This is a genomic window from Ruegeria atlantica (assembly GCF_013032505.1).
Classification (GTDB): Bacteria; Pseudomonadota; Alphaproteobacteria; order Rhodobacterales; family Rhodobacteraceae; genus Ruegeria; species Ruegeria atlantica_F.
This window is the reverse complement of record NZ_WQCG01000002.1, coordinates 293,426-313,456: the sequence shown is the minus strand read 5'-3', so window position 1 is coordinate 313,456 and position 20,031 is coordinate 293,426. Positions and strand designations below refer to the sequence as shown.

The following is a 20,031-nucleotide window of genomic DNA, read 5'->3' as shown; positions in this document are numbered from 1 at the left end:
GGCGCACGCATTCGTCTCAGTTTAGATATCTACTGGTCGTTCTGCAGAGTATTGGGGTCGAACGCACCACCGAATCCACCATTGTTGGAAGGCGGAGTTTCGGTATCTGAACTCTCTTCCTCCGCATCACTACCCAGAGCATTGGGTGCGAAGACATTACCAAAACCGCTGTTGTTGGACGGTTTCGGTGCGGATTGCTGTGCGCCACCTTGTTCGGCTTCTTCTGCCTCTCGCTTTTTACGCTGTTCTTCACGCTGCTTGCGTAGCTCTTGGATGCGCTGTTCCGCTTCCAGGCGTTTCTGCTCTTTGACGTTGGCGATGCATTGACCAGGGTTGTAGGCCGTCGCGGTACCAACAACGGTGATCGTCGCCACTGCAAACACAACCAACAGAACGGCCGCCATGTTTCCTGCAAAGAAGCTGGGTAGTTTGATTTTACCAGCCAATTCCTCGACCGTGGCTTTCTTGCGCGCGGCAGCGACCAACTCCTGACGCTTCAACTTAGCCTCGTTCATCAAGGCAAAGAACACGGTCAGGGCCACGATGATAAAGGCCAGGGCCGAAATGGCGGGCGTGATACCGTACCGCACCTTTTGCGCCAATTCGATTGTCAGCGTCGGGTATTCACCAAAGGTGAAGGTGGTGGTGTTGTAGTTCTCGAACGAAGCGAGGAACGCCAACACTGCAGCGCTCGCAATTGCCGGGCGCATGAACGGCAGCAGGATCTTGCAGAAAGCCTGAGCATGCGTTGCACCAAGGTCAAGAGCAGCTTCGGTCAATGCAATGTCATATCGCTGAAGGCGCGCCACCAGAACCAGCATGCAATAACTGGCGATAAACGTAGACTGACCAATAACTGTCAGGAAGATACCGTTAGACAGGAAACTATCTGCACCCAGCCCCAGCATCCGGTTGATCCGGTCCCAGAACACCAGCGTCGATATCCCCAATACAACGCCGGGGATAAGGATCGGAGCAATGATGATCGTATAGTACGTCGCCCGCAGTTTCGGCCAGATCTGAGTCAGCATCAGCGCCCCGGCCAGCCCCATTGCCACCGAAAGAACAACCGTTCCGGCCCCAATAATCAGCGAGTTTTTGATACCGTTCAGGATGCGCTGATCCTGAAACAGCTCGCCAAACCACTGGAAGGTCAGGCATTCCCACGGCGTCATTCTCGGGAAAGCCGAAGAGTTGAATGCCGTGACCGACATGATCACGAGCGGGCCCAACAGGTACAGGAAGAAAATGGCCAGATAGACCCAGATGCTTATGCGGAGGAAGGAATTATTCATTTCCCGATATCCCCCATGTTCACCTTGAACAGGCGCATCATCGCAAGCACGAACAGGATACAGGTCACCAGAAGTACGATGGCGTAGGCGGCGCCCTGCGGCCAGTCATTGTTGTCGTTAAACTGCTGATAGATAAGCTGCGTGAACCACAAACTGGACGGCCCGCCCAGAATCTGCGGCGCGGCCAGCGCTCCGGCGCTCAGCATGAACACCATGGTACAGCCCGAACTGATGCCTGGCTTGGCGTAGGGGATGACCACACGCCAGTGAATCCGCCACCAGGGCGCACCAAGATCACGCGCGGCCTCGATCTGGTTTCCATCCAGACTTTCGATCACGTTGTACATCGGGAAGATCATTAGCAGGATGTAGGCATAGCCCAGACCCGCATAGAGCGCGATGTCGTTGCGGATGAAGTCAAACGGTGTGTCCCAGATGCCCAGCCCCATGAACAGGGTATTCAAAACACCGGTCTCACCAAAGATGATCCGCAGTGCAAAGGCACGCAAGATCTCGTTGATCCAGTAAGGGATGATCAGCATGATCGCGAAGATGCGAATGTGGCTGCCTTTGGACTGACCCAGGTAGTAGGCGATCGGGTAACAGAGGATCAGGTTGAAAATCGTTACACAAACCGCGGCCAGCAGTGTTCGGAAAAAGACCCGAAGGTCGACGGCGTTATAGGACTGACTCCCGCCCTCGGGGCCATAGATCAGGTACTTGTAGTTCTCCAGCGTATAGACGTCTTTTGGACCCCCGATCTCGGGCGGCGGCAGGTTCGGACGGAAGGAAAAGTCCAGCATCGACAGCTGAGGCAGGATGATCAGGCCGATGGTCCAAAACAGGACAAGACCCAGTATCGCCGTCCCCATGCCGATGCCGTTTCGGTTGAAGAAGTCTTTCAGGAAGCCTGGCATGTCTGGCCCCCTTATTCCGCGGCCAATTCACCAGCCGGAACCAGAACCGCGTTGCGGGTCTCGTACTCCAGCGTGATGTTCTGGCCTGTGTGGTCTTCGAAGGATTGTCCGAGGTTTGGCAAAGACACTTTGATTTCTTTGCCGCCGTCGCCTTCGGTGAAGATGTTAAAGACGTTACCTTCGAATTCCTCGTGGTTCACACGTGCTGTGACAAAGTGATCGCCGGACGCACCATCAGCAGCGATCGCGAACGCTTCGGGGCGGATGAACATCATGGCGTCATCGCCTTCTTTCAGCTTGCCCTGGTTGGCTGTCGAGATGCGAGCAACCAAATCACCGGAGCGGTTGGTCGCGATCAGCGCTTCGCTGCCCATAACTTGTTTAATTTTGCCGCGGAACACGTTGTTTTCGCCTACAAACGAGGCCGCAAAAGCGGTGTTTGGGTCGTTGTAGATGGTCTTGCCATCCGCGATTTGGTCAATCACCCCGGCCCGCATGACGGCGATGTTGTCCGACATAGTCAGCGCCTCACCCTGGTCGTGGGTGATGTAGATAAAGGTGATGCCAACCCGCTGTTGAATTTCGCGCAACTCGGTTCGCATGTGCTGGCGCAGTTTCAAATCCAGCGCTGAAAGCGGTTCGTCCAAAAGCAGAACATCCGGTTCCGCACAAAGGGCGCGGGCGATGGCGACACGCTGACGTTGACCACCCGAAAGCTCGCTGGGCAGTTTGTCGCCCTGCCCAGGTAAGGCGATCATGTCCAGAAGCTCATCTGCCCGCTTGCGGCGTTGAGCAGCACTGGCTCCTTTAATTTCCATCGAGAAGGTGATGTTTTCCCACACTTTCATCAGCGGGAACAAAGCAAGGTTTTGGAATATAAGGGCGGTTGGACGCTTGTTCGGGCCGATGCCTCGCATATCCTTGCCACCGATCAGAACCCGCCCTTCGCTGGGGTCCAAAAACCCGGATACCGCGCGCAGGATCGTGGTCTTGCCGCAGCCCGAGGGGCCCAGAAACGAAAAGAAGTCGCCCCCGTTGATGTTCACGTTTGCATCCCTCACGGCGACAAAATCACCGAAACGGATCCACAGGTTTTCCAGATCTACACCGACCCCTGCACTCATTTTTGTTATCTCCGTTTGGCGCAGTTCCCCAACGCGCCGAAAATGCATCCGTCACGCGGTCAAGGCGTGCGGGTTCATTGCCCTCCGCGCATTGGCGGAGGGCAGGGTTGCGAAGCGATCAGGCGCTTTTGAACTTGTTGACGAACTCAGTCCGGGTTTCGGCATACCACGGAGCCTCAGCAGGCCACGGGTTCAGATTTGCCAGCGAGTCGCCCGGATAGGCTTCGGCAAAGTTCTTCTTGTAGGTATCGCCGGAATACTGGTCAGCACCGAGAACCGGTGAGTTATAGCCGTGGCTGTCGATCGCCACACCGGCCGGTTTTGCCTGATAGGCAAAATCGATAAAGGCATAGACCTGATCGATATTTGCGGCACCAGACGGCATCGACATACCGTCAACCCATGCCATCGCGCCCTCAACCGGTGCCTGATAATGCACCGGCTCACCGGCCGATTTCAGCGCCAGAGGCGGACCGTCCCAGGTCTGGCCGACGACCACACCTTCGTTCAGCAAGCCGTTCTTCTGGGTGTCAGCGTCATTCCAGATCAGCTTGATCCGGTTTTTGCGTTCGATGCACCAGTCGGTGATCTGGCCCCAAACCTTGCGCATGGTGTCTTCGTCGCCGTATGCGGCCCAAACAGAACCCGGCTCCATTTCACCGGAGCGCTCCATATAAAGGCCAGCACCCAGCATCATCGAATGCGCGCGGCCCATGGTTTTGCCCGCGTTCTCTTCCGACCAGACATCCCCGTATGACGGGGCGTCGCCTTCGGGCAGCCACAGGTCCGTGCGATAGGCAATACCTTCGGTGCCCCAGATATGCGGCAGCCAATGCACGCCACTGTCACTAAAGTTCCAGGCATCGGTGCCAATCTGTGCCATCGCAGGGTTCACCAGATCAATCGGAACCTTGTTCATGTCGAAAGGCTGCAACAGTTCCAGCGGTTCCCACTGCAACGACCGGTTATTCGTCGGCGATACGATGTCGAATCCTTGGCCCTTGGTGGCCTTCATCTTGTTGATGATTTCTTCGTTCGACCCGATGCCGGTATAGTTAACTTTGATTCCGGTCAGAGTTTCAAACTCTTGCAAGAAAGCAGGCGGCAGATAGTCCGACCACATCAGAATGTTGATTTCACCCGAAGAGGCCAGCGCGCTTTTGCTATAAAGTGGTGCTGCCAGAGCAGCCGCGCCTGCACCTTTCAGGACCGAGCGTCTGGAAAGTGTATTCCGTTCAGCCATATTTTGGTTCTCCCGTTATTGGACTGTTTGTTATTATGGGTGCCACGCTAGAACTTTGCGGGGGCGTTGTCAGGCCAAAAGTGACAGAGTAGAAAATTCGTATGTCCGGACCGCAGATTAATCCTGCAAATATGGTTAGTTATCCCCTTGGCCGCTAGTGGCGTTTTGATAACAAAATAGCCGCCAATGGCACCGTTTCGTAAGAAACCGTCACAGGTGCCAGCCGAGGCAGGGACTGAGTTTCAGGCCTCAGTTAAGAAACGGAAACGTTACATTGCGCGCCCTACGACGCCAACGCCCAACGATTGGCTCGTTGAGAACACTTGCCTAGCCCGCACTATTTTTCGGGATGATTTTGGACAGGGGGCTGTCACGCATCCGCGAACGGATCCGCACGATTTTTTGAATCACTGGTCACAAGCCACAGTTATTTTCTTATAGACAGCCCCTGGTGAAACAGGTGCACCTTGCCGGGATCCGCTGAAACAGCAACCGTTTGGCCCCGCATGTTTTTTTGGACTCCGGGTAGTTTTGCGATTGTAGCGTCCTCGCCGTCATTGGCGGCAAAATACAGCAGTGTGACCTCTCCGAGTGCCTCGGTAAAATCCACAATACCTTCCATAATCGGGTTGCTTTCAACCGGGTAAAAATCTTCGGGGCGCACACCGATATTCACCTGCTTACCTTCATCCGTTAAATCGGTCCGGATGCTGGATACTGCGGTCCCTCCGCCATCAAGCTTTATGACTGTGTGTTCACCAGTCTGCGTGATGACTCCCGGCAGGAGGTTCATTGCAGGCGAACCGATGAACTGTGCGACAAACTCATTGTCGGGCGTTTCGTAAAGCTCAAGCGGGGTGCCGACCTGCGCGATCCCTTTATTGGCCAGAACGACTATCCTGCTGGCCAGTGTCATCGCCTCGACTTGATCGTGGGTCACATAGACCATCGTGCTGTCGGGCATTGCCTCTTTCAGGCGCGCGATTTCAATGCGAGTCGCAACGCGCAGTGCCGCATCAAGATTGGAGAGCGGTTCATCAAACAGATAAACCTTCGGGTCGCGCACGATGGCTCGACCGATTGCTACCCGCTGACGCTGACCACCGGAAAGGGCTTTTGGAAGCCGGTCCAGAAACGGCTCAAGCTGTAGGATGCTCGCGGCGCGTTCAACGGCTGCGTCAACCTCGTCAGCCGGCATTTTGGCGATCTTCAAAGCAAAGGCCATATTCTCGCGCACGGTCATATGCGGGTACAGGGCATAGCTTTGGAAGACCATCGCAATGCCCCGCTGCGCAGGTGGCACGTCGTTCATTACCTGGCCTTCGATTTCAAGCGTTCCGCCCGAGATCTTTTCAAGTCCTGCAATCATACGCAGCAAAGTAGATTTGCCACAGCCAGAGGGCCCGACAAAGACGATAAGTTCGCCGCGCTCTATGTCCAGGTTGATGTTTTTTAAGACATCGACGCTGCCATATGTCTTTGCCACGTCCGTAAGATTGAGTTCCGACATGGCTTACTCCTTTTCCCGCATCATCAAACAGAATTGAGCCGCGCCGAGGGCCATTGTCCCCGCCCCTTCGACGCCGCCCAGTTCTTGCCCGATAAATTGCCAGTTACCGTCAGGCAGTGTGACTTCTGTTCTGTCAGATCCCAGATTGAAAGCGCAGAAGATCTGTTCGGCACCGTCTTCACGCAGGAAGGTCAGGATTGGACCGGACTGTGCCATGTCGCGCTGCTGGCCAGACATTAGTGCGGAATGCGCGTGGCGCAGCGCAATTGCGCGGCGATAATGTTGCAGCATGGAGTTTGGGTCTTGCTCTAACCTGTCTACTGCACGCTCGGCCTGAATTTGGCTGACGGGCAGCCAGGGGGCACCGGTACTGAAACCCGACTGTTCGTCCTGCGCCGCCCATACCATCGGGGTACGACAACCATCGCGACCCTTGAATTCCGGCCAGAATTCGATGCCGTAAGGGTCTTGTAGATGTTCAAATGGCACGTCCGCCTCGGGCAAACCAAGTTCTTCGCCCTGATACAGGCAAGCCGATCCGCGCAGACACATCATGAGAACCGCGTGCTGACGGATGGCCGCATCGTCCAACGCCCACCGTGTCGCGTGGCGCTGGACATCGTGGTTCGAGAATGCCCAACAAGGCCAAGCGTCTCCGGCCTTGTCTTCCAACTGATCAAACACCTGTTTGGCATAAGCGGCAGTCAGGGCGCGCTTTTCCAAAAACTCAAACGCATAGCACATATGCATGCGTTTATCGCCCGAGGTGTATGCCCCCATGATCTCGAGACCGCGTTGCGCGTCGCCGACCTCGCCAAGGCAAGCGCGACCTTCATATTCGTCCGTAAGGGCACGCAAACGCTCGAGGAAGGCGATGTTTTCCGGCTGGCTTTTGGAGAAAAGGTGATCCTGATGGTTATAGGGGTTCACCATCGGCGCAATGGAAGCATTTCGATGATCCATTGGCAGGCCAGGATTGTCGCGCAGTTGCTTGTCGTGGAAGTAGAAGTTTATCGTGTCCAGGCGAAAACCATCCACACCCATGTCCAGCCAGAACCGTGCAACGTCCAGCAATGCATCCTGCACGTCTGGGCAATGGAAGTTCAGGTCCGGTTGGGACGTCAAAAAGTTGTGCAGGTAATACTGCAGGCGCCGGGAATCCCATTGCCACGCAGAACCACCAAAGATAGAAAGCCAATTGTTTGGTGGCGTTCCGTCAGGCTTTGGGTCAGCCCAAACGTACCAGTCAGACTTGGCATTCTCACGGCTAGACCGGCTTTCCTTGAACCAAGGATGCTGATCCGACGTGTGTGACAACACAAGGTCAATCATCACCTTCAGACCAATTGAATGTGCCTGCTCCAATAGGCCTTTGAAATCTTCCATTTTGCCGAACATCGGATCGACATCACGATAGTCGCTGACGTCGTATCCGAAGTCTTTCATCGGTGATTTGAAGAAGGGCGAGATCCAGATGGCATCGACGCCAAGCGACGCGATATAACCTAACCGTTGGGTGATCCCTTTAAGATCACCAATCCCGTCGCCGTTGCTGTCTTGAAAGCTGCGCGGATAGATCTGGTAAATCACTCCGCCCCGCCACCAATCGGCGGACGCTTTGGTTGCTTTATGTAGTTCTACGGTGTTCTGCACGTTCATCAGACGCCTCTACTTAACGGAACCGGCCAACAGACCGCGGACCAGATATTTTTGCATTGCGAAAAAGACGATCAGCGGGACGATGATCGAAACAAAGGCCGCTGTGGCAAGGATTTCCCAGTTGCCACCGCGCGTGCCCAAAAGCTCGACGATACGGTTGGTCATGACCGTGGTTTGCCCCGACGCGTCGATCAGGAACACCTTGGCAACCAGCAGGTCGTTCCATGTCCAAAGGAACTGAAAGATTGCAAAAGATGCCAAGGCGGGAAAGCTGAGCGGCAGGATCAGTTTGGTGAATATCTGGAACTCAGTCGCCCCATCGACCCGCGCGTTTTCGATAAGGTCCCGTGGCAGGCCGGCCATGTAGTTTCGTAAAAGGTAAATCGCCAGCGGCATCCCGAAACCGGTATGCGCCATCCAGACGCCCAGATACCCTTTGCCAATGCCAATATTCAGGTGGAATTTAAGCAACGGGATCAGTGCCAGTTGCAGCGGGACAACAAGCAGGCCAACGACAGCCGCAATAAGCAACGCGCGTCCGGGGAAATCCATCCAGGCCAGCGCGTAGGCCGCAAAAGCCGCCACGAGAATTGGAATGATTGTTGCCGGTATCGTCACGGTCAGCGTGTTGAAAAACGCGCGTCCCATACTGTCGGTGCTGTCTTCTGCCAGAAGAACCTTGTGATAGTTGTCTAAGGTAAACTCAGGCGGCAATTCTGCAGTTACAAAAACCCGCGATCCGCGGCTGCCGGTGAACTCGTCCGAGTTCTCCATGCGGTAATTTCCTGTGGCATCTACTGTGATTGTACCGCCCTTTCGCAGCTCAGCCGTTTCGCCGGGGGCAAAGGCATCAATCGCGCGAGAGCTGATTCCCCATTTTGAGATTGTCGCTTTAGTTCCTTCGTCAAACAGATTGCCGTCAATCACGTACATCCCGCTTTCCAGAACCTGGGTTTCGGGGGCAGCACTGCGCAGTGTCAGGTTCTGCTCGGACGGAAACAGCGACCGCCACCAGCCGCTGGTTGCGATCTGATCAGCTGTCCGGAAGGACGAGATCAAAAGACCCAGAGTTGGCACAACCCACAACACCACCAAAAAGAATACCGAGGCATGGACGACCCAGCGAAGGGCGGGTTTGGTTCCTGCAATATCGCTCATTGCCTTACTCCATCTCTTTCCGTGCGTTGCGCACATTCCAGACGAGAATCGGAGCCACCAGGAGCATAATAACCATGGCCGAAGCGGACCCGACGCCCCAGTCATTCGCTCGGAACAGCTTGTCGTACATGTAGTTGGCGAGAACCTGCGTCTCCCATTGGCCGTTGGTCATGGCGAAGACGATGTCAAAGACCTTGAGGACAGTAATGGTGATCGTGGTCCAGACGACAAGAATAGTGGTTTTGATCTGCGGTACCTTGATCCGAAAAAAGATCTGGAACGGGTTGGCCCCGTCCAGAATTGCGGCTTCAATCGTTTCTTCGGGGATACCGCGCAGGGCGGCCGACAGGATCACCATGGCAAAACCAGTCTGAATCCAGATCAGGACAACCATCAGCAAGAAGCTGTTCCAGAACGGTATCGTCAGCCATGTCTGCGGTTCGGTCCCGCCAAAGAAAATATACAGCGCATTCAGCATTCCAATCTGATCTTGTTCGGCCGGACGTGTGTCATAAACCAGCTTCCAGATAACCGATGCCCCCACGAACGAGATCGCCATAGGCATAAAGATCAGCGACTTGGCCAGATTCCCCCAACGAATGCGGTCGGTCAGCTGCGCCACCAACAGGCCAAACGCCGTCGACATGGCGGGCACAATGATCAGCCAGAACATGTTGTTGCGCATTGCTTCCCAAAACTTGGGCTCCTTGGCCATCTGGATATAGTTATCCAGCCCTACCCACTTGTAGCCGCCGCCCGGGACACGATCAGTCAGTGACAGGCGCAGGGTCTCGACGACCGGATAGGCCAGATACAGGCCCAAAGCGGCCAGCGCTGGAAACAGGAACAACCAAGGCCGGATGATGTTCGCGCGGTTGATGTTGCGGCCAGCATTCGGCCCTCGAGGCGGGAACAGAACTTTGTCAAGAAACTGATTGGATAGGTAGAAATAGCCCACGCAACCTGACACGCCAATGGCGATGGTCAGCAGGCCCTGAAATGCCGGATGCATGCCGCTCTCCCTTGCGACGGTAGGTTCGGGCAACCCGGCTGTGCGGGTTGCCCAATCTCAGACGCCTTAGTCCAGCGCGTCCCACGAAGACTGGATTTCGTCGGCAACGTCCTGGGCAGATGTTCCGCCCGTATAGTCGACCATGCCAGTCCAGAAGGTGCCTGCACCAACGCCGCCCGGCATCAGGTCGGAACCGTCAAACCGGAAGGTGGTGGCCCCCAGAAGAATGTCGTTCATCTTCTTCAGCGTAGGGTCCGAGAAAACTGAAGTATCGACGCCTTTGTGCGGCGTTAAGAAACCGGTCAGCGCCATCCAGGTTTCGTGCGCTTCGGGCGTCTCCAGATATTCAATCAGTGCATGTGCGCCCGGGCTGTCATTGGTGATTGCCCAAACCGTTCCGGCACCAAGCACCGGACTACCAAGACCCTTGCTTTCGTAAGCCGGGAAATAGAAGAAGTCGGCATCTTCGCCCACAACCGTACCTTCAGGGAAGAAGGCCGGAATGAACGAGGCCTGACGATGCATGTAGCACTGCGGAGGGGAGCTGAACATGCCCTTCGGGCTATCGCGGAAGTCAGTCGTTGCGACGGCGCCTGCCCCACCGGCCACGTAATCATCGTTGCGCGCAAATGCACCGAATTCTTCGATCGCGGCGACAACCTTTGGGTCGTTGAACTTCAAGTCGTTGGCAACCCAGGCGTCGTAGTCTTCAGGCGGCAACGTGCGCAGCATCATGTCTTCGACCCAGTCGGTCGCGGGCCAACCGGTCGCGCCACCGGAACCCAGGCCAATGCACCAGGGCGTTTCACCATCCGCAACTATCTGATCGGTCAGCGCCTTCAATTCCTCCATCGTGGTCGGGATTTCATAACCGGCGTCTTCGAAGTTTTCCGGAACAAACCAAACCAACGATTTCACGTCGACCTTGTAAAAAAAGCCATACAGATGATCCTGTCCGTCCGGCCCCTGGTACGTTCCAAGATCAACCCAAGACTGACCCGCCGCATAGTTGTCGCGAATCCAGTCTGCCGTTCCGTCAGCCAGTGGTGTCAGGAAACCCGCTCTGGCCATGTCCGCAGCCAGACCGGGCTGGGGAAACACTGCAACATTGGGTGCCGATCCAGCCTCGGCATCAATTCTGATCTGCTGCTCAAAGCTGTCCGAGCCGACATAGGTGTACTCATGCCCGGTCGCTGCGGCGAAGCCATCCAGAACCTTTTCGACATTTTCCTGATCAGGCCCCAACCATGGACCGAACACGGTGACCTTGTCGGCATACGCCGCGCCCGCCATCAGGGCGAACGCGGCCGCGCCTGTATAAAGCGAGTGTTTCATGAAGTTTCCTCCCAACTTTGCTCGCGCCCCGAGACTCATTTTCAAAGCGCTTTGGATATCGCACTTTATCCGCTAACATCCAATTTATGTCAATAATCTGTTTACTGATGTCTATATTATCAATATTTAGAGCGGTAACGGCAATATACAGCGGTCGGGCATGATATGTTCGAAATCCGCAAAAAGCAAAATTTGAAGGCGCTTTGAGGCGAAGATGAATCTAAAGCAGCTCTCAGAAATCCTTGGCTTATCTCAAACCACGGTCAGCCGCGCACTGAACGGCTACCCTGAGGTGAACGAGGATACGCGCCAGCGAGTTCAAGCCGCCGCTGCCAAGCACGGCTATCGCCCCAACAGCCGAGCAAAAGGGCTGGCGACCGGGCGGTCGATGGTTATCGGGCATGTGATTCCCAGCTCATCCCAACATGAAATGGTCAACCCAATCTTCGGCGACTTTGTCGCCGGTGCGGCCCGCAAATACTCGGATCATGGGTATGACATGATGTTCACTAATGCGGATGACACTTCGATTGAAGAAGCTTATCGCAGTCTTTTCCAGCGCGGCGCCGTAGATGGAATTGTTTTGCAAGGCCCCAAAGTCAACGAACACCGAATTGAAGTCCTGAATCGAATGGGAGTGCCATTTATCGTACACGGCAGATCAACCGGGGTCGACGTGCCTTATGACTGGATCGACGTGAACAACAAAAGCTCATTCCTGCGCGCCACACGGTTTCTGATCGACCTTGGACATAGGCGGATCGCCCTGATCAACGGGCTTGAGGATATGGATTTCGCTCAACGTCGCCGCGACGGATATCTTGAGGCACTTCGCGACGCAGGCCTCTCACCCGATCCCGATTTGATGCGCAGCGCCGAGATGACCGAGGTCTATGGCCACCATGAAACACGCGATATGTTGCGTCTGGATGACCCACCGACGGCAATCCTGACCGCCTCTATGATATCCGCTATCGGAGTGCGCCGTGCGCTAAACGAAGCGGGATTGAAGATGGGCAAAGACGTTTCGGTCATCGCCCATGACGACGACCTTTCTTACCTAAAGAACGGGCAGGATGTCCCCATTTTCACGGCCACACGGTCATCCGTACGTCGAGCCGGAGAAATGGCCGCTGAAATGCTGATCGAACGCATCAAATCACCGGAAGACCCGGTTAAAACTAGATTGCTGGAGGCCGAGCTGGTAGTTGGCGGCTCGACCGGCCCCGCTCCCAACAGGTTCTGAAAAATGAAATACACTCGTTCGGACTTCCCCAAAGACTTTCTCTTTGGTGTCGCAACCTCGGCTTATCAAATAGAAGGCCACGCACAGGGTGGTGCGGGGGAAACCCATTGGGATAGCTTTGCCGCTTCACCCGGAAACGTGGTGCGAAACGAAAATGGAGATCTGGCCTGTGACCACCTGAACCGTTTTCCACAAGACTTCGACCTGGTGCGGGACGCGGGTTTTGATTGCTACCGGTTCTCGACAAGCTGGGCGCGCGTTTTGCCTGAAGGGCGTGGCCCCGTTAATCAGGCAGGCCTCGACTATTACGACCGGCTCGCCGACGCGCTGCTGGAACGCGGCATTCGACCCTGTGCGACCCTTTATCATTGGGAATTGCCTTCTCCGCTTGCTGATCTGGGCGGCTGGCGCAACCGGGATATCGCAAGCTGGTTTGCCAATTTCACCGAGATCATCATGGGCCGCATCGGCGACCGTATGTACAGTGTTGCGCCGATCAATGAGCCGTGGTGTGTCAGCTGGCTGAGCCATTTCGAAGGACATCACGCGCCTGGAATGCGCGACATCCGCGCTACGGCTCGCGCGATGCACCATGTTCTGCTGGCTCATGGTCGCGCGATCGAGGCGATGCGCGGTCTGGGGATGTCGAACCTGGGTGCTGTGTTCAATCTGGAATGGGCCGAGCCCGCTGATGACAGCCCCGCCGCGCGCAAGGCTGCTGACCTTTATGACGGGATTTACAACCGGTTCTTCCTTGGCGGCGTGTTCAACAAATCCTATCCGCAAAACGTGCTGGACGGGTTGGAGCCTCATCTTCCTTCTGGCTGGCAGAACGATTTTGAAACCATCGGCACGCCTGTCGATTGGTGCGGCTTGAACTATTACACCCGTAAACTGATCGCGCCTGCTGTTACGTCGTGGCCAAGCCTGAAAGAGGTTCCCGGACCGCTGCCCAAAACCCAAATGGGGTGGGAGATCGAACCAGACGCCCTGACCCGCTTCCTCACACGAACGATGCGCGATTACACAGGTGATCTGCCGATCTATGTAACCGAAAACGGCATGGCCAGCCCCGAACGCCAGCAGGATGATGACCGCATTGACTACCTCAACCAGCACTTTGGCGCTGTTCAAAAAGCGCTGAACGAAGGCGTTCCAGTCAAGGGTTATTTCGTCTGGTCGCTGCTGGACAATTACGAATGGTCCTTTGGTTATGAAAAACGGTTCGGGTTGGTAGATGTCGATTTCGATACGCTCGAACGGACGCCCAAAGCCTCTTACAACGCGTTGAAATCCGCGTTGTCCGGTGGATCTGTTTCCCTGCCGATGGCTCAACCTGCCGGAACCATGCATGAGCATTGGAATCTTGTTGCGGACATTGGCGGCACAAACACACGTCTGGGTGTCATCTCGAACGGAGAGCTGACTGACCTTCGCAAACACCCAACCGGGTCGCTGCCAGAGCTTCTGGATGCGTTTCACAGCCTGCGCGACGAGATTGGCACCAATCCACGCGCCGTCGTTGCGGCCGGCGCCGGACCCGTAAAGGATGGAACAATCCGGTTGACGAATGCGCACCTTGACCTGTCTGAACGTGATATCGGCAAAGCTACGGGCGCCCAGCATACTTTTGTTATCAATGACTTCACCGCCGCCGCCTGGTCAGTTGCCGAAATCACTGGAGACCATGTTGAGGTCTTGCAAGGGGCAGACACACCACCAACGGGAACGCGATTGGTCGTAGGCCCTGGTACTGGCCTTGGCGTCGGCGCATTGCTGTATTCGGAAGGGCGGTATCATACCGCGTCGGGCGAAGGCGGCCATGTCGGCCTGTCGCCTCGGCACGAGGATGAGGTCGAAATCTTCAAGGCAGCGCGCCAAATCGCGCCCGAGTGCTTCTTTGATGACAGTCTGGTGCTCGAAGCTGAAATGTTCCTCAGCGGCACCGGCCTTCCCATCCTATACCAAGCCGCAAGCATGGCATTTGGGCAGGCAGATGCGCCGAAGCTCAGCGCAAAAGACATTCTGCAGGATGCGCTTGCGGGCTCCGATCCTATCGCCGTCAAAACTGCGCTTATGTTCAAAACCCATCTCGGGGCTATCATGGGTGACCTCGCCGTAGCGTACATGCCGACAGGTGGTGTTTTCCTCGTGGGTGGTGTCGCCGAGAAAAACCGGTGGTTGTTCAAAGATGCGTTCCGGGATGCCTTCAACGCCGGGGGGCGGTTCAGCGAGCTGCGGCGGTCAATGAACCTCTATGTGTCAGAACAGGATGAATTTGGCATTGTTGGCGCTAACAATTTCTGCAAAAGTGCGCTGGCGCGGTAAACTGGCCGCCTGAGCTGATTACAGAAAGGACCACGGCATGATTTTGTGCTGCGGTGAAGCCCTGATCGACATGATCGCCGAGCCAACCGTTTCTGGGTCGCGCGGATTCGTGCCCCACTCCGGTGGTGCAGTGTTCAACACAGCCGTAGCGCTGGGTCGGCTAGGCGCGCCAGCGGGTCTTTTGACCGGGCTATCGTCGGATATGTTCGGTCAGCAACTGGCGGACGCGCTGCAAACCAGCCACGTAGACGCCAGCCATGTGATCCGATCGGATCGCCCGACGACACTGGCCTTTGTCCAGCTGGAAGATGGCCATGCCAGCTACAACTTTGTCGACGAAAACTCGGCCGGGCGCATGTTGACCCCTGAGGATATGCCAAAACAATTGCCTGCTGCGTCGGCGCTGTATTTTGGCGGGATTAGCTTGGCGTGCGAACCCTGCGCGGATGCTTATGCGGCCCTGCTTGAGCGTCACGGAGCGGACCGAGCGGTCATGCTGGATCCAAATATCCGGCCTGGATTTATCAAGGATCAAACGCGGTATCGTACGCGGCTAAACCGTATGATTGCACAATCTGACATCGTCAAAGTCTCGGATGAGGATCTGGACTGGATCGTTCCGGGACCTGAAACACTGGCCGAGAAAGTACCTTTGCTGCTGCAAGCAGGCCCGGCCGTTGTCATCGTAACGCGCGGCAGTGATGGGGCCTCGGGATATCTGGCAGACGGGTCCGAAACCTCGGTGCCTGTCAAGGCGGTCGAGGTCGTCGATACCGTGGGCGCAGGAGACACGTTCAACGCAGGTGTTCTGGCCGAGTTGGACGGCGCAGGTCGATTGACAAAGGCCAATCTACGAACGCTGGGCCCGGATGATCTGCGTGCGGCGTTGACCAAAGGGGCAGACGTGGCCGCAATCACAGTTTCCCGCGCCGGAGCAAACCCGCCCTGGGCACATGAACTTTGACCCTACGAGGGACCGAGATGAAAAGATCTGATATCAATACCATCAAATCCGAGGCCGAGGCATTCATACGCTCATTCGGCGCTGTTCTGCCCCCATTTGCCAACTGGTCTCCGGAGCAATTGCGCAGCACCCAGGCGCAAGACATACGCGACCGCGGGCTTGGGTGGGACATCACCGATTACGGCCAAGGCCGGTTTGATGAACTTGGCCTGTTCCTTTTTACCTTGCGCAACGGCGATGTGCAGGATCTGAACAAGGGTCGCGGGATGCTTTACGCCGAAAAGCTTTTGATTTCCCGGGACAAACAACTGTCGCCAATGCATCGCCACATCATCAAGGCCGAAGACATTATCAACCGGGGCGGCGGCGACCTGGTTATGGAGATTTATGCCTCGGACCCTGAAGGCGGCATTGACAGAGACAATCCGGTGGTCGTTCCCAGCGACAGCTGCCCCGTCACCATCCAACCCGGCGAGTTGCTGAGGCTGAAGCCCGGCCAGAGCGTCACCCTGATGCCCGGCATTTGGCACGCATTCTGGGCGGAAAAAGGTGACTGCCTGATCGGCGAGGTTTCAACAGTGAACGATGACCGAACCGACAATGTGTTCGAGGATCCCATCCCACGCTATGCAACGATTGAAGAAGATGCCGAGCCGGAGTTCCTGCTGGTATCGGACTATTGATAGGAAGTTAGCGCGCACGTCGGCCCGTTTGCGCCTCATCCGAGCCCGGTGCTGGTAGCAGCATCGGGATAACACCCTTTCCTGAATTCAAAAAATCGAATTAAACTGAGCCGGGACAAAGGAAAAAGTCGCGAGCCTGATTTTTGCGCGGCCATCGAAGGACCTGAGAGATGGTAACCAAAGCACAGTTAGAAGCCGAAGTCGCAGAATTGCGACGTCAGCTGGCCGAACAATCCAGCAACTCAGCGTCAAAAGACGACAAACAAGCCGATCCGGATAAATCTATGTCGGACGGAATTGTCGAAACCCTGGACGAGTGGTCAACGCAGCTGGAAGAAGTCATGACTGAGTTAGAGGAATTTCCCCACAAAAGGCCGATCCTGTTCGCCCTGGGGATTTTCACGGTTGGCTATCTTCTAGGCCGTTCCCGGTAGGAGCCCGATCATGAGCCGCATTTCACGTAACGTTTCGATCATCCTGCGCGCCGAACGGCTGATTGCGCAAAGACAACTGGCCGTGGCGGCAAAGCGCACGGGTTTTTATGCAGCTGCCGGGTTGGCCGTCGGGCTGGCGGTAATCATGCTGAACGTCGCAGGGTTCTTTTGGTTGTCCGAGACCATGTCAAAATCTTTGGCGGCGGTCATAGTGGCTGGGGTTAATCTCGTACTTGCGGTTCTTCTCGCTCTGGTGGCAAATTCTATGACCGCAGAAAGCGATACGTCGGCAGCAGTAGAGTTGCGGGATATGGCACTGCACGACATCGAGGATGAAGTCCGGGACAATGTCACCGAGGCGCGCAACATGATTGTCGGTCTCAAACGCGACCCGATCGGGGTGCTGTCGCCCGACATAATCAGCACGCTACTTGGCGTCCTGCTCAGATACGCGCGGCGCGGGAAGAACAAATCGGATCAGTAGCCGTCAGGCCATTCTGGCTGCTGCACGGGCGATCACCATCTCTTCGTTCGTTGGAATGGCCAGAATGCGCACCCGGCTAAAATCGGTCGACAGAACTGTGCCGTTGTCCGCGTTTCTGTTGGGGTCCATTTCAATCCCGATCCAACGCATTCCTTCGCAGACCATCTGACGGATGCGGGCAGCATTTTCGCCGATGCCCCCAGTGAACACCAAAGCGTCAATACCTTCCAAAGCAGCAGACAAAGCGCCCAGTTCCCGGCGGATACGGAAGACATAATACTCAATCGCTTTGCGCGCTTCCTGTGTGTCAGCGGCTAGCAGTGTGCGCATATCAGAGGACATGCCGGACAGTCCCAACAAGCCGGACTTGCGATAGAGAAGCTCAGCAATCTCGTCGGCCTCCATCCCCTCTTGCTGCATCATGTACAGCACAACGCCTGGGTCCAGTTGCCCACTGCGTGTGCCCATGGGCAGACCGTCCAGCGCGGAAAATCCCATAGTCGAGGCCACAGCCCGCCCACCCGACACGGCACACATCGATGCACCGTTTCCAAGATGTGCAATAACTACGCGCCCATCGTAAAGGCCCGGCGCGATTTCCTTCAGCTTTTGCGAGACATAGTCATAGCTCAGACCGTGAAACCCGTATCTGCGCACACCCTTCTCGTAAAAACGTTGCGGAAGAGCAAAGGTATCATTCACCCAAGGATGCGTCCGGTGAAACGCGGTGTCGAAACACGCTACTTGAGTTGTGCCGGGAAAAGCCGCAGCGGCAGCCTTGATACCGGCAAGGCTGTAGGGTTGGTGCAAAGGTGCGAAGGGAATGAACCCGCTTAGCGTGTCAAGTACACGATCATCCACCACGACGGGTTCGGAATAAACCGGCCCGCCATGAACGACGCGATGGCCAACGGCCCGGACGTGAATGTCCGGAAGGTATTCGCGGGTAAGTTCGAGAAACGCATTGATCGCTTCGCCATGGGATTTCGCCCCAGAAAGCTGTCGATCGACTGACCGCCCCCCCGCCGACTGGGCCAACAGACGTGGGGCATCCCCCAACCTCTCGATCTGACCGCGCCAGCGCATACTGGGGCGGCGATCCTCGACCAGTTCGTACAACGCGAATTTCAACGAGGACGACCCGGCATTCAGTGCCAGAACATGTTCAGCCATTGATTTTGCCTTCATTCGCAATTGCGTGAAGCGCTGCGACTGCACAGGATGCCAGCCGCGAGGCGTCATCATCCGCGCGGGACGTCAGGATGATCGGCGCCGCAGCTCCAACCACGACACCAGCAGCCTCAGCATGAGAGATATATGTCAGCTGTTTGGCCACCATGTTCCCCGCCTCAATGTTCGGAACAACCAGAATATCTGCGACACCCGCAACCTGCGAGGTTATGCCCTTTGTCCGCGCGGCATTCAGATCAACTGCGTTGTCCATGGCCAAAGGGCCATCGACCAGCCCGCCGATGATCTGCCCACGCTCGGCCATTTTCGACAACAGCGCCGCATCGACAGACGACGGCAAGTGCGGGTTGATCGTTTCGACCGCCGACAAAACACCGACCTTGGGCATCTCGATACCAATGGAATGTGCCAGATAGATTGCGTTCTGAACAATGTCGGCCTTGGTTTCGAGATCCGGTGCAATGTTTACAGCTGCATCGGTTACCATGATGGGCCGGGACATGCCGGGGACGTCCATAACAAACACATGCGAAAGGCGTCGCCCGGTCCTCAGCCCCTTTTCGCGGCGCAAAACGGCGCGCAGCAGGACATCTGTATGTAAGTGACCCTTCATCAACATCCGGGCCCTACCTTCAACGACCAGACTGACCGCATGATGCGCCGCCGCATCGTGGTGCTGCGCTTCAATGATCTCTATTCCGGACATGTCAGCCTCAAGCTGGGCAGCTGCGGCGGTAATTTTAACCGGATCGCCCACCAAAATCGGAGTGATGATGCTGTTTTTAGCCGCAAGCAACGCCCCGCCCAGCGATTTCGGCTCTTCTGGGGCGACGACAGCCGTCGGCATTGGATCCAGTGGCCGGGCCTTTTCTAACAGGGCGTCAAAGTGCCGGTGCCGCTGAACGATTAGCCCCGGGACCTCAACCGAATCGAATGTCAAATGCCGTGGCGGTGGCGTGACCTGTACCGTACCGCTCAGGATCAATGCGTTGTCGTTGACCCGGCGCACTTCGGTCGAGCACGTCACGTCGCCATCTTCGCGCTTTTCGATTATGGAAACAAAGGCCGTCAGTTCTTGACCTGCCAAAACCGGCGCATGAAAACTCAGATCTGCCCGACGTGTTTGCGTACCAGCCCCCGGCAAGATGTTCCCGATAACCGCAGCAACCAAGCCCGCTGGCCACAACGCGGGCGCGACAGCCTCTGGCTGCCCATCTCCGTCTCCGTCATAGGCCGCCAAATGCAAAGGGTTGTGGTCGCCCGAGGCCGAGGCAAATGCGTACAAATCGTCCACGGTGCACAATCGGGTAACCTGTGCCTTGTCGCCCACTTTCAGTTGAGAATAAGTTCGGTTTTCCTGAATTTTCATCTCGTCCGGCTTTGTATTCGAATGCGCTTTCGTCGTTCCAAGCGTTTGGATTCCGGGCCTTTCGAGGCGAGAGCAGCCC

Annotated in this window: 17 protein-coding genes and 1 pseudogene; 7 read left to right on the top strand and 11 right to left on the bottom strand. The window is 56.1% G+C overall.

The genetic code is table 11. The features are described 5' to 3' along the window. Positions 1-29 precede the first annotated feature (29 nt). The 9 genes from GOW92_RS08595 to GOW92_RS08555 all read right to left on the bottom strand — a co-directional run bounded on the left by GOW92_RS08595 (position 30) and on the right by GOW92_RS08555 (position 11,253). Positions 30-1,295: an ABC transporter permease gene (locus tag GOW92_RS08595; RefSeq protein ID WP_170559881.1), complete on the bottom strand. Its 1,266-nt coding sequence runs from the start codon at positions 1,293-1,295 to the stop codon at positions 30-32. Next, positions 1,292-2,212 (bottom strand): ABC transporter permease, encoded by a 921-nt coding sequence (locus GOW92_RS08590; protein WP_170559879.1) that lies wholly within the window; start codon positions 2,210-2,212, stop codon positions 1,292-1,294. The genes GOW92_RS08595 and GOW92_RS08590 overlap by 4 nt, the downstream gene beginning before the upstream one ends. 11 nt (positions 2,213-2,223) lie before the next feature. After that, the gene (locus GOW92_RS08585; RefSeq protein WP_170559878.1) at positions 2,224-3,336 is read right to left on the bottom strand and encodes an ABC transporter ATP-binding protein; all 1,113 of its coding nucleotides are present in this window, start codon (positions 3,334-3,336) and stop codon (positions 2,224-2,226) included. A 118-nt stretch (positions 3,337-3,454) separates the two neighbouring features. Beyond that, positions 3,455-4,579: an extracellular solute-binding protein gene (locus GOW92_RS08580; protein ID WP_170559877.1), complete on the bottom strand. Its 1,125-nt coding sequence runs from the start codon at positions 4,577-4,579 to the stop codon at positions 3,455-3,457. A 427-nt stretch (positions 4,580-5,006) separates the two neighbouring features. Continuing rightward, a complete protein-coding gene (locus tag GOW92_RS08575) occupies positions 5,007-6,089 on the bottom strand; it encodes an ABC transporter ATP-binding protein (RefSeq protein WP_170559876.1) in 1,083 nt (360 codons plus the stop codon). 3 nt (positions 6,090-6,092) lie between these two features. Next, positions 6,093-7,748, bottom strand: a complete 1,656-nt coding sequence (locus GOW92_RS08570; RefSeq protein ID WP_170559875.1) for an alpha-amylase family glycosyl hydrolase — start codon at positions 7,746-7,748, stop codon at positions 6,093-6,095. A 9-nt stretch (positions 7,749-7,757) separates the two neighbouring features. Beyond that, on the bottom strand, positions 7,758-8,906 hold the full coding sequence (locus GOW92_RS08565) for a carbohydrate ABC transporter permease (protein WP_170559874.1): 1,149 nt from the start codon (positions 8,904-8,906) through the stop codon (positions 7,758-7,760). Between the two features lie 4 nt (positions 8,907-8,910). Then, entirely contained in the window at positions 8,911-9,918 is a 1,008-nt protein-coding gene (locus tag GOW92_RS08560) for a carbohydrate ABC transporter permease (protein ID WP_170559873.1), read from the bottom strand. A 66-nt stretch (positions 9,919-9,984) separates the two neighbouring features. Then, positions 9,985-11,253 carry an ABC transporter substrate-binding protein gene (locus GOW92_RS08555; protein ID WP_170559871.1) on the bottom strand — a complete coding sequence of 423 codons (1,269 nt, stop codon included), beginning with the start codon at positions 11,251-11,253 and terminating at the stop codon, positions 9,985-9,987. A 214-nt stretch (positions 11,254-11,467) separates the two neighbouring features. On the opposite strand from GOW92_RS08555, the gene GOW92_RS08550 reads away from it, so the two are divergent. The 7 genes and pseudogenes from GOW92_RS08550 to GOW92_RS08525 all read left to right on the top strand — a co-directional run bounded on the left by GOW92_RS08550 (position 11,468) and on the right by GOW92_RS08525 (position 17,392). Continuing rightward, positions 11,468-12,499, top strand: a complete 1,032-nt coding sequence (locus GOW92_RS08550; RefSeq protein WP_170559869.1) for a LacI family DNA-binding transcriptional regulator — start codon at positions 11,468-11,470, stop codon at positions 12,497-12,499. A gap of 3 nt (positions 12,500-12,502) precedes the next feature. After that, positions 12,503-13,804, top strand: a pseudogene (locus GOW92_RS24895) (GH1 family beta-glucosidase); the annotation flags it as partial. A gap of 21 nt (positions 13,805-13,825) precedes the next feature. Beyond that, entirely contained in the window at positions 13,826-14,827 is a 1,002-nt protein-coding gene (locus GOW92_RS24890; RefSeq protein ID WP_368040278.1) for a glucokinase, read from the top strand. Between the two features lie 37 nt (positions 14,828-14,864). Continuing rightward, positions 14,865-15,791 (top strand): carbohydrate kinase family protein, encoded by a 927-nt coding sequence (locus GOW92_RS08540; protein ID WP_170559865.1) that lies wholly within the window; start codon positions 14,865-14,867, stop codon positions 15,789-15,791. A gap of 17 nt (positions 15,792-15,808) precedes the next feature. Continuing rightward, positions 15,809-16,474 carry a D-lyxose/D-mannose family sugar isomerase gene (locus GOW92_RS08535; RefSeq protein WP_170559863.1) on the top strand — a complete coding sequence of 222 codons (666 nt, stop codon included), beginning with the start codon at positions 15,809-15,811 and terminating at the stop codon, positions 16,472-16,474. 170 nt (positions 16,475-16,644) lie between these two features. Continuing rightward, complete coding sequence (locus GOW92_RS08530) at positions 16,645-16,908, top strand: hypothetical protein (protein WP_170559862.1); 264 nt, start codon at positions 16,645-16,647, stop codon at positions 16,906-16,908. 10 nt (positions 16,909-16,918) lie between these two features. Further along, positions 16,919-17,392, top strand: coding sequence for a phage holin family protein (locus GOW92_RS08525; protein ID WP_170559860.1), 474 nt, complete (start codon positions 16,919-16,921; stop codon positions 17,390-17,392). A 3-nt stretch (positions 17,393-17,395) separates the two neighbouring features. On the opposite strand, the gene GOW92_RS08520 is transcribed toward GOW92_RS08525, so the two are convergent. Together GOW92_RS08520 and GOW92_RS08515 are read right to left on the bottom strand one after the other, a co-directional pair. Next, on the bottom strand, positions 17,396-18,565 hold the full coding sequence (locus tag GOW92_RS08520; RefSeq protein ID WP_170559858.1) for an acetate/propionate family kinase: 1,170 nt from the start codon (positions 18,563-18,565) through the stop codon (positions 17,396-17,398). After that, complete coding sequence (locus GOW92_RS08515; protein ID WP_170559856.1) at positions 18,558-19,952, bottom strand: bifunctional enoyl-CoA hydratase/phosphate acetyltransferase; 1,395 nt, start codon at positions 19,950-19,952, stop codon at positions 18,558-18,560. The genes GOW92_RS08520 and GOW92_RS08515 overlap by 8 nt, the downstream gene beginning before the upstream one ends. Positions 19,953-20,031: the final 79 nt, after the last annotated feature.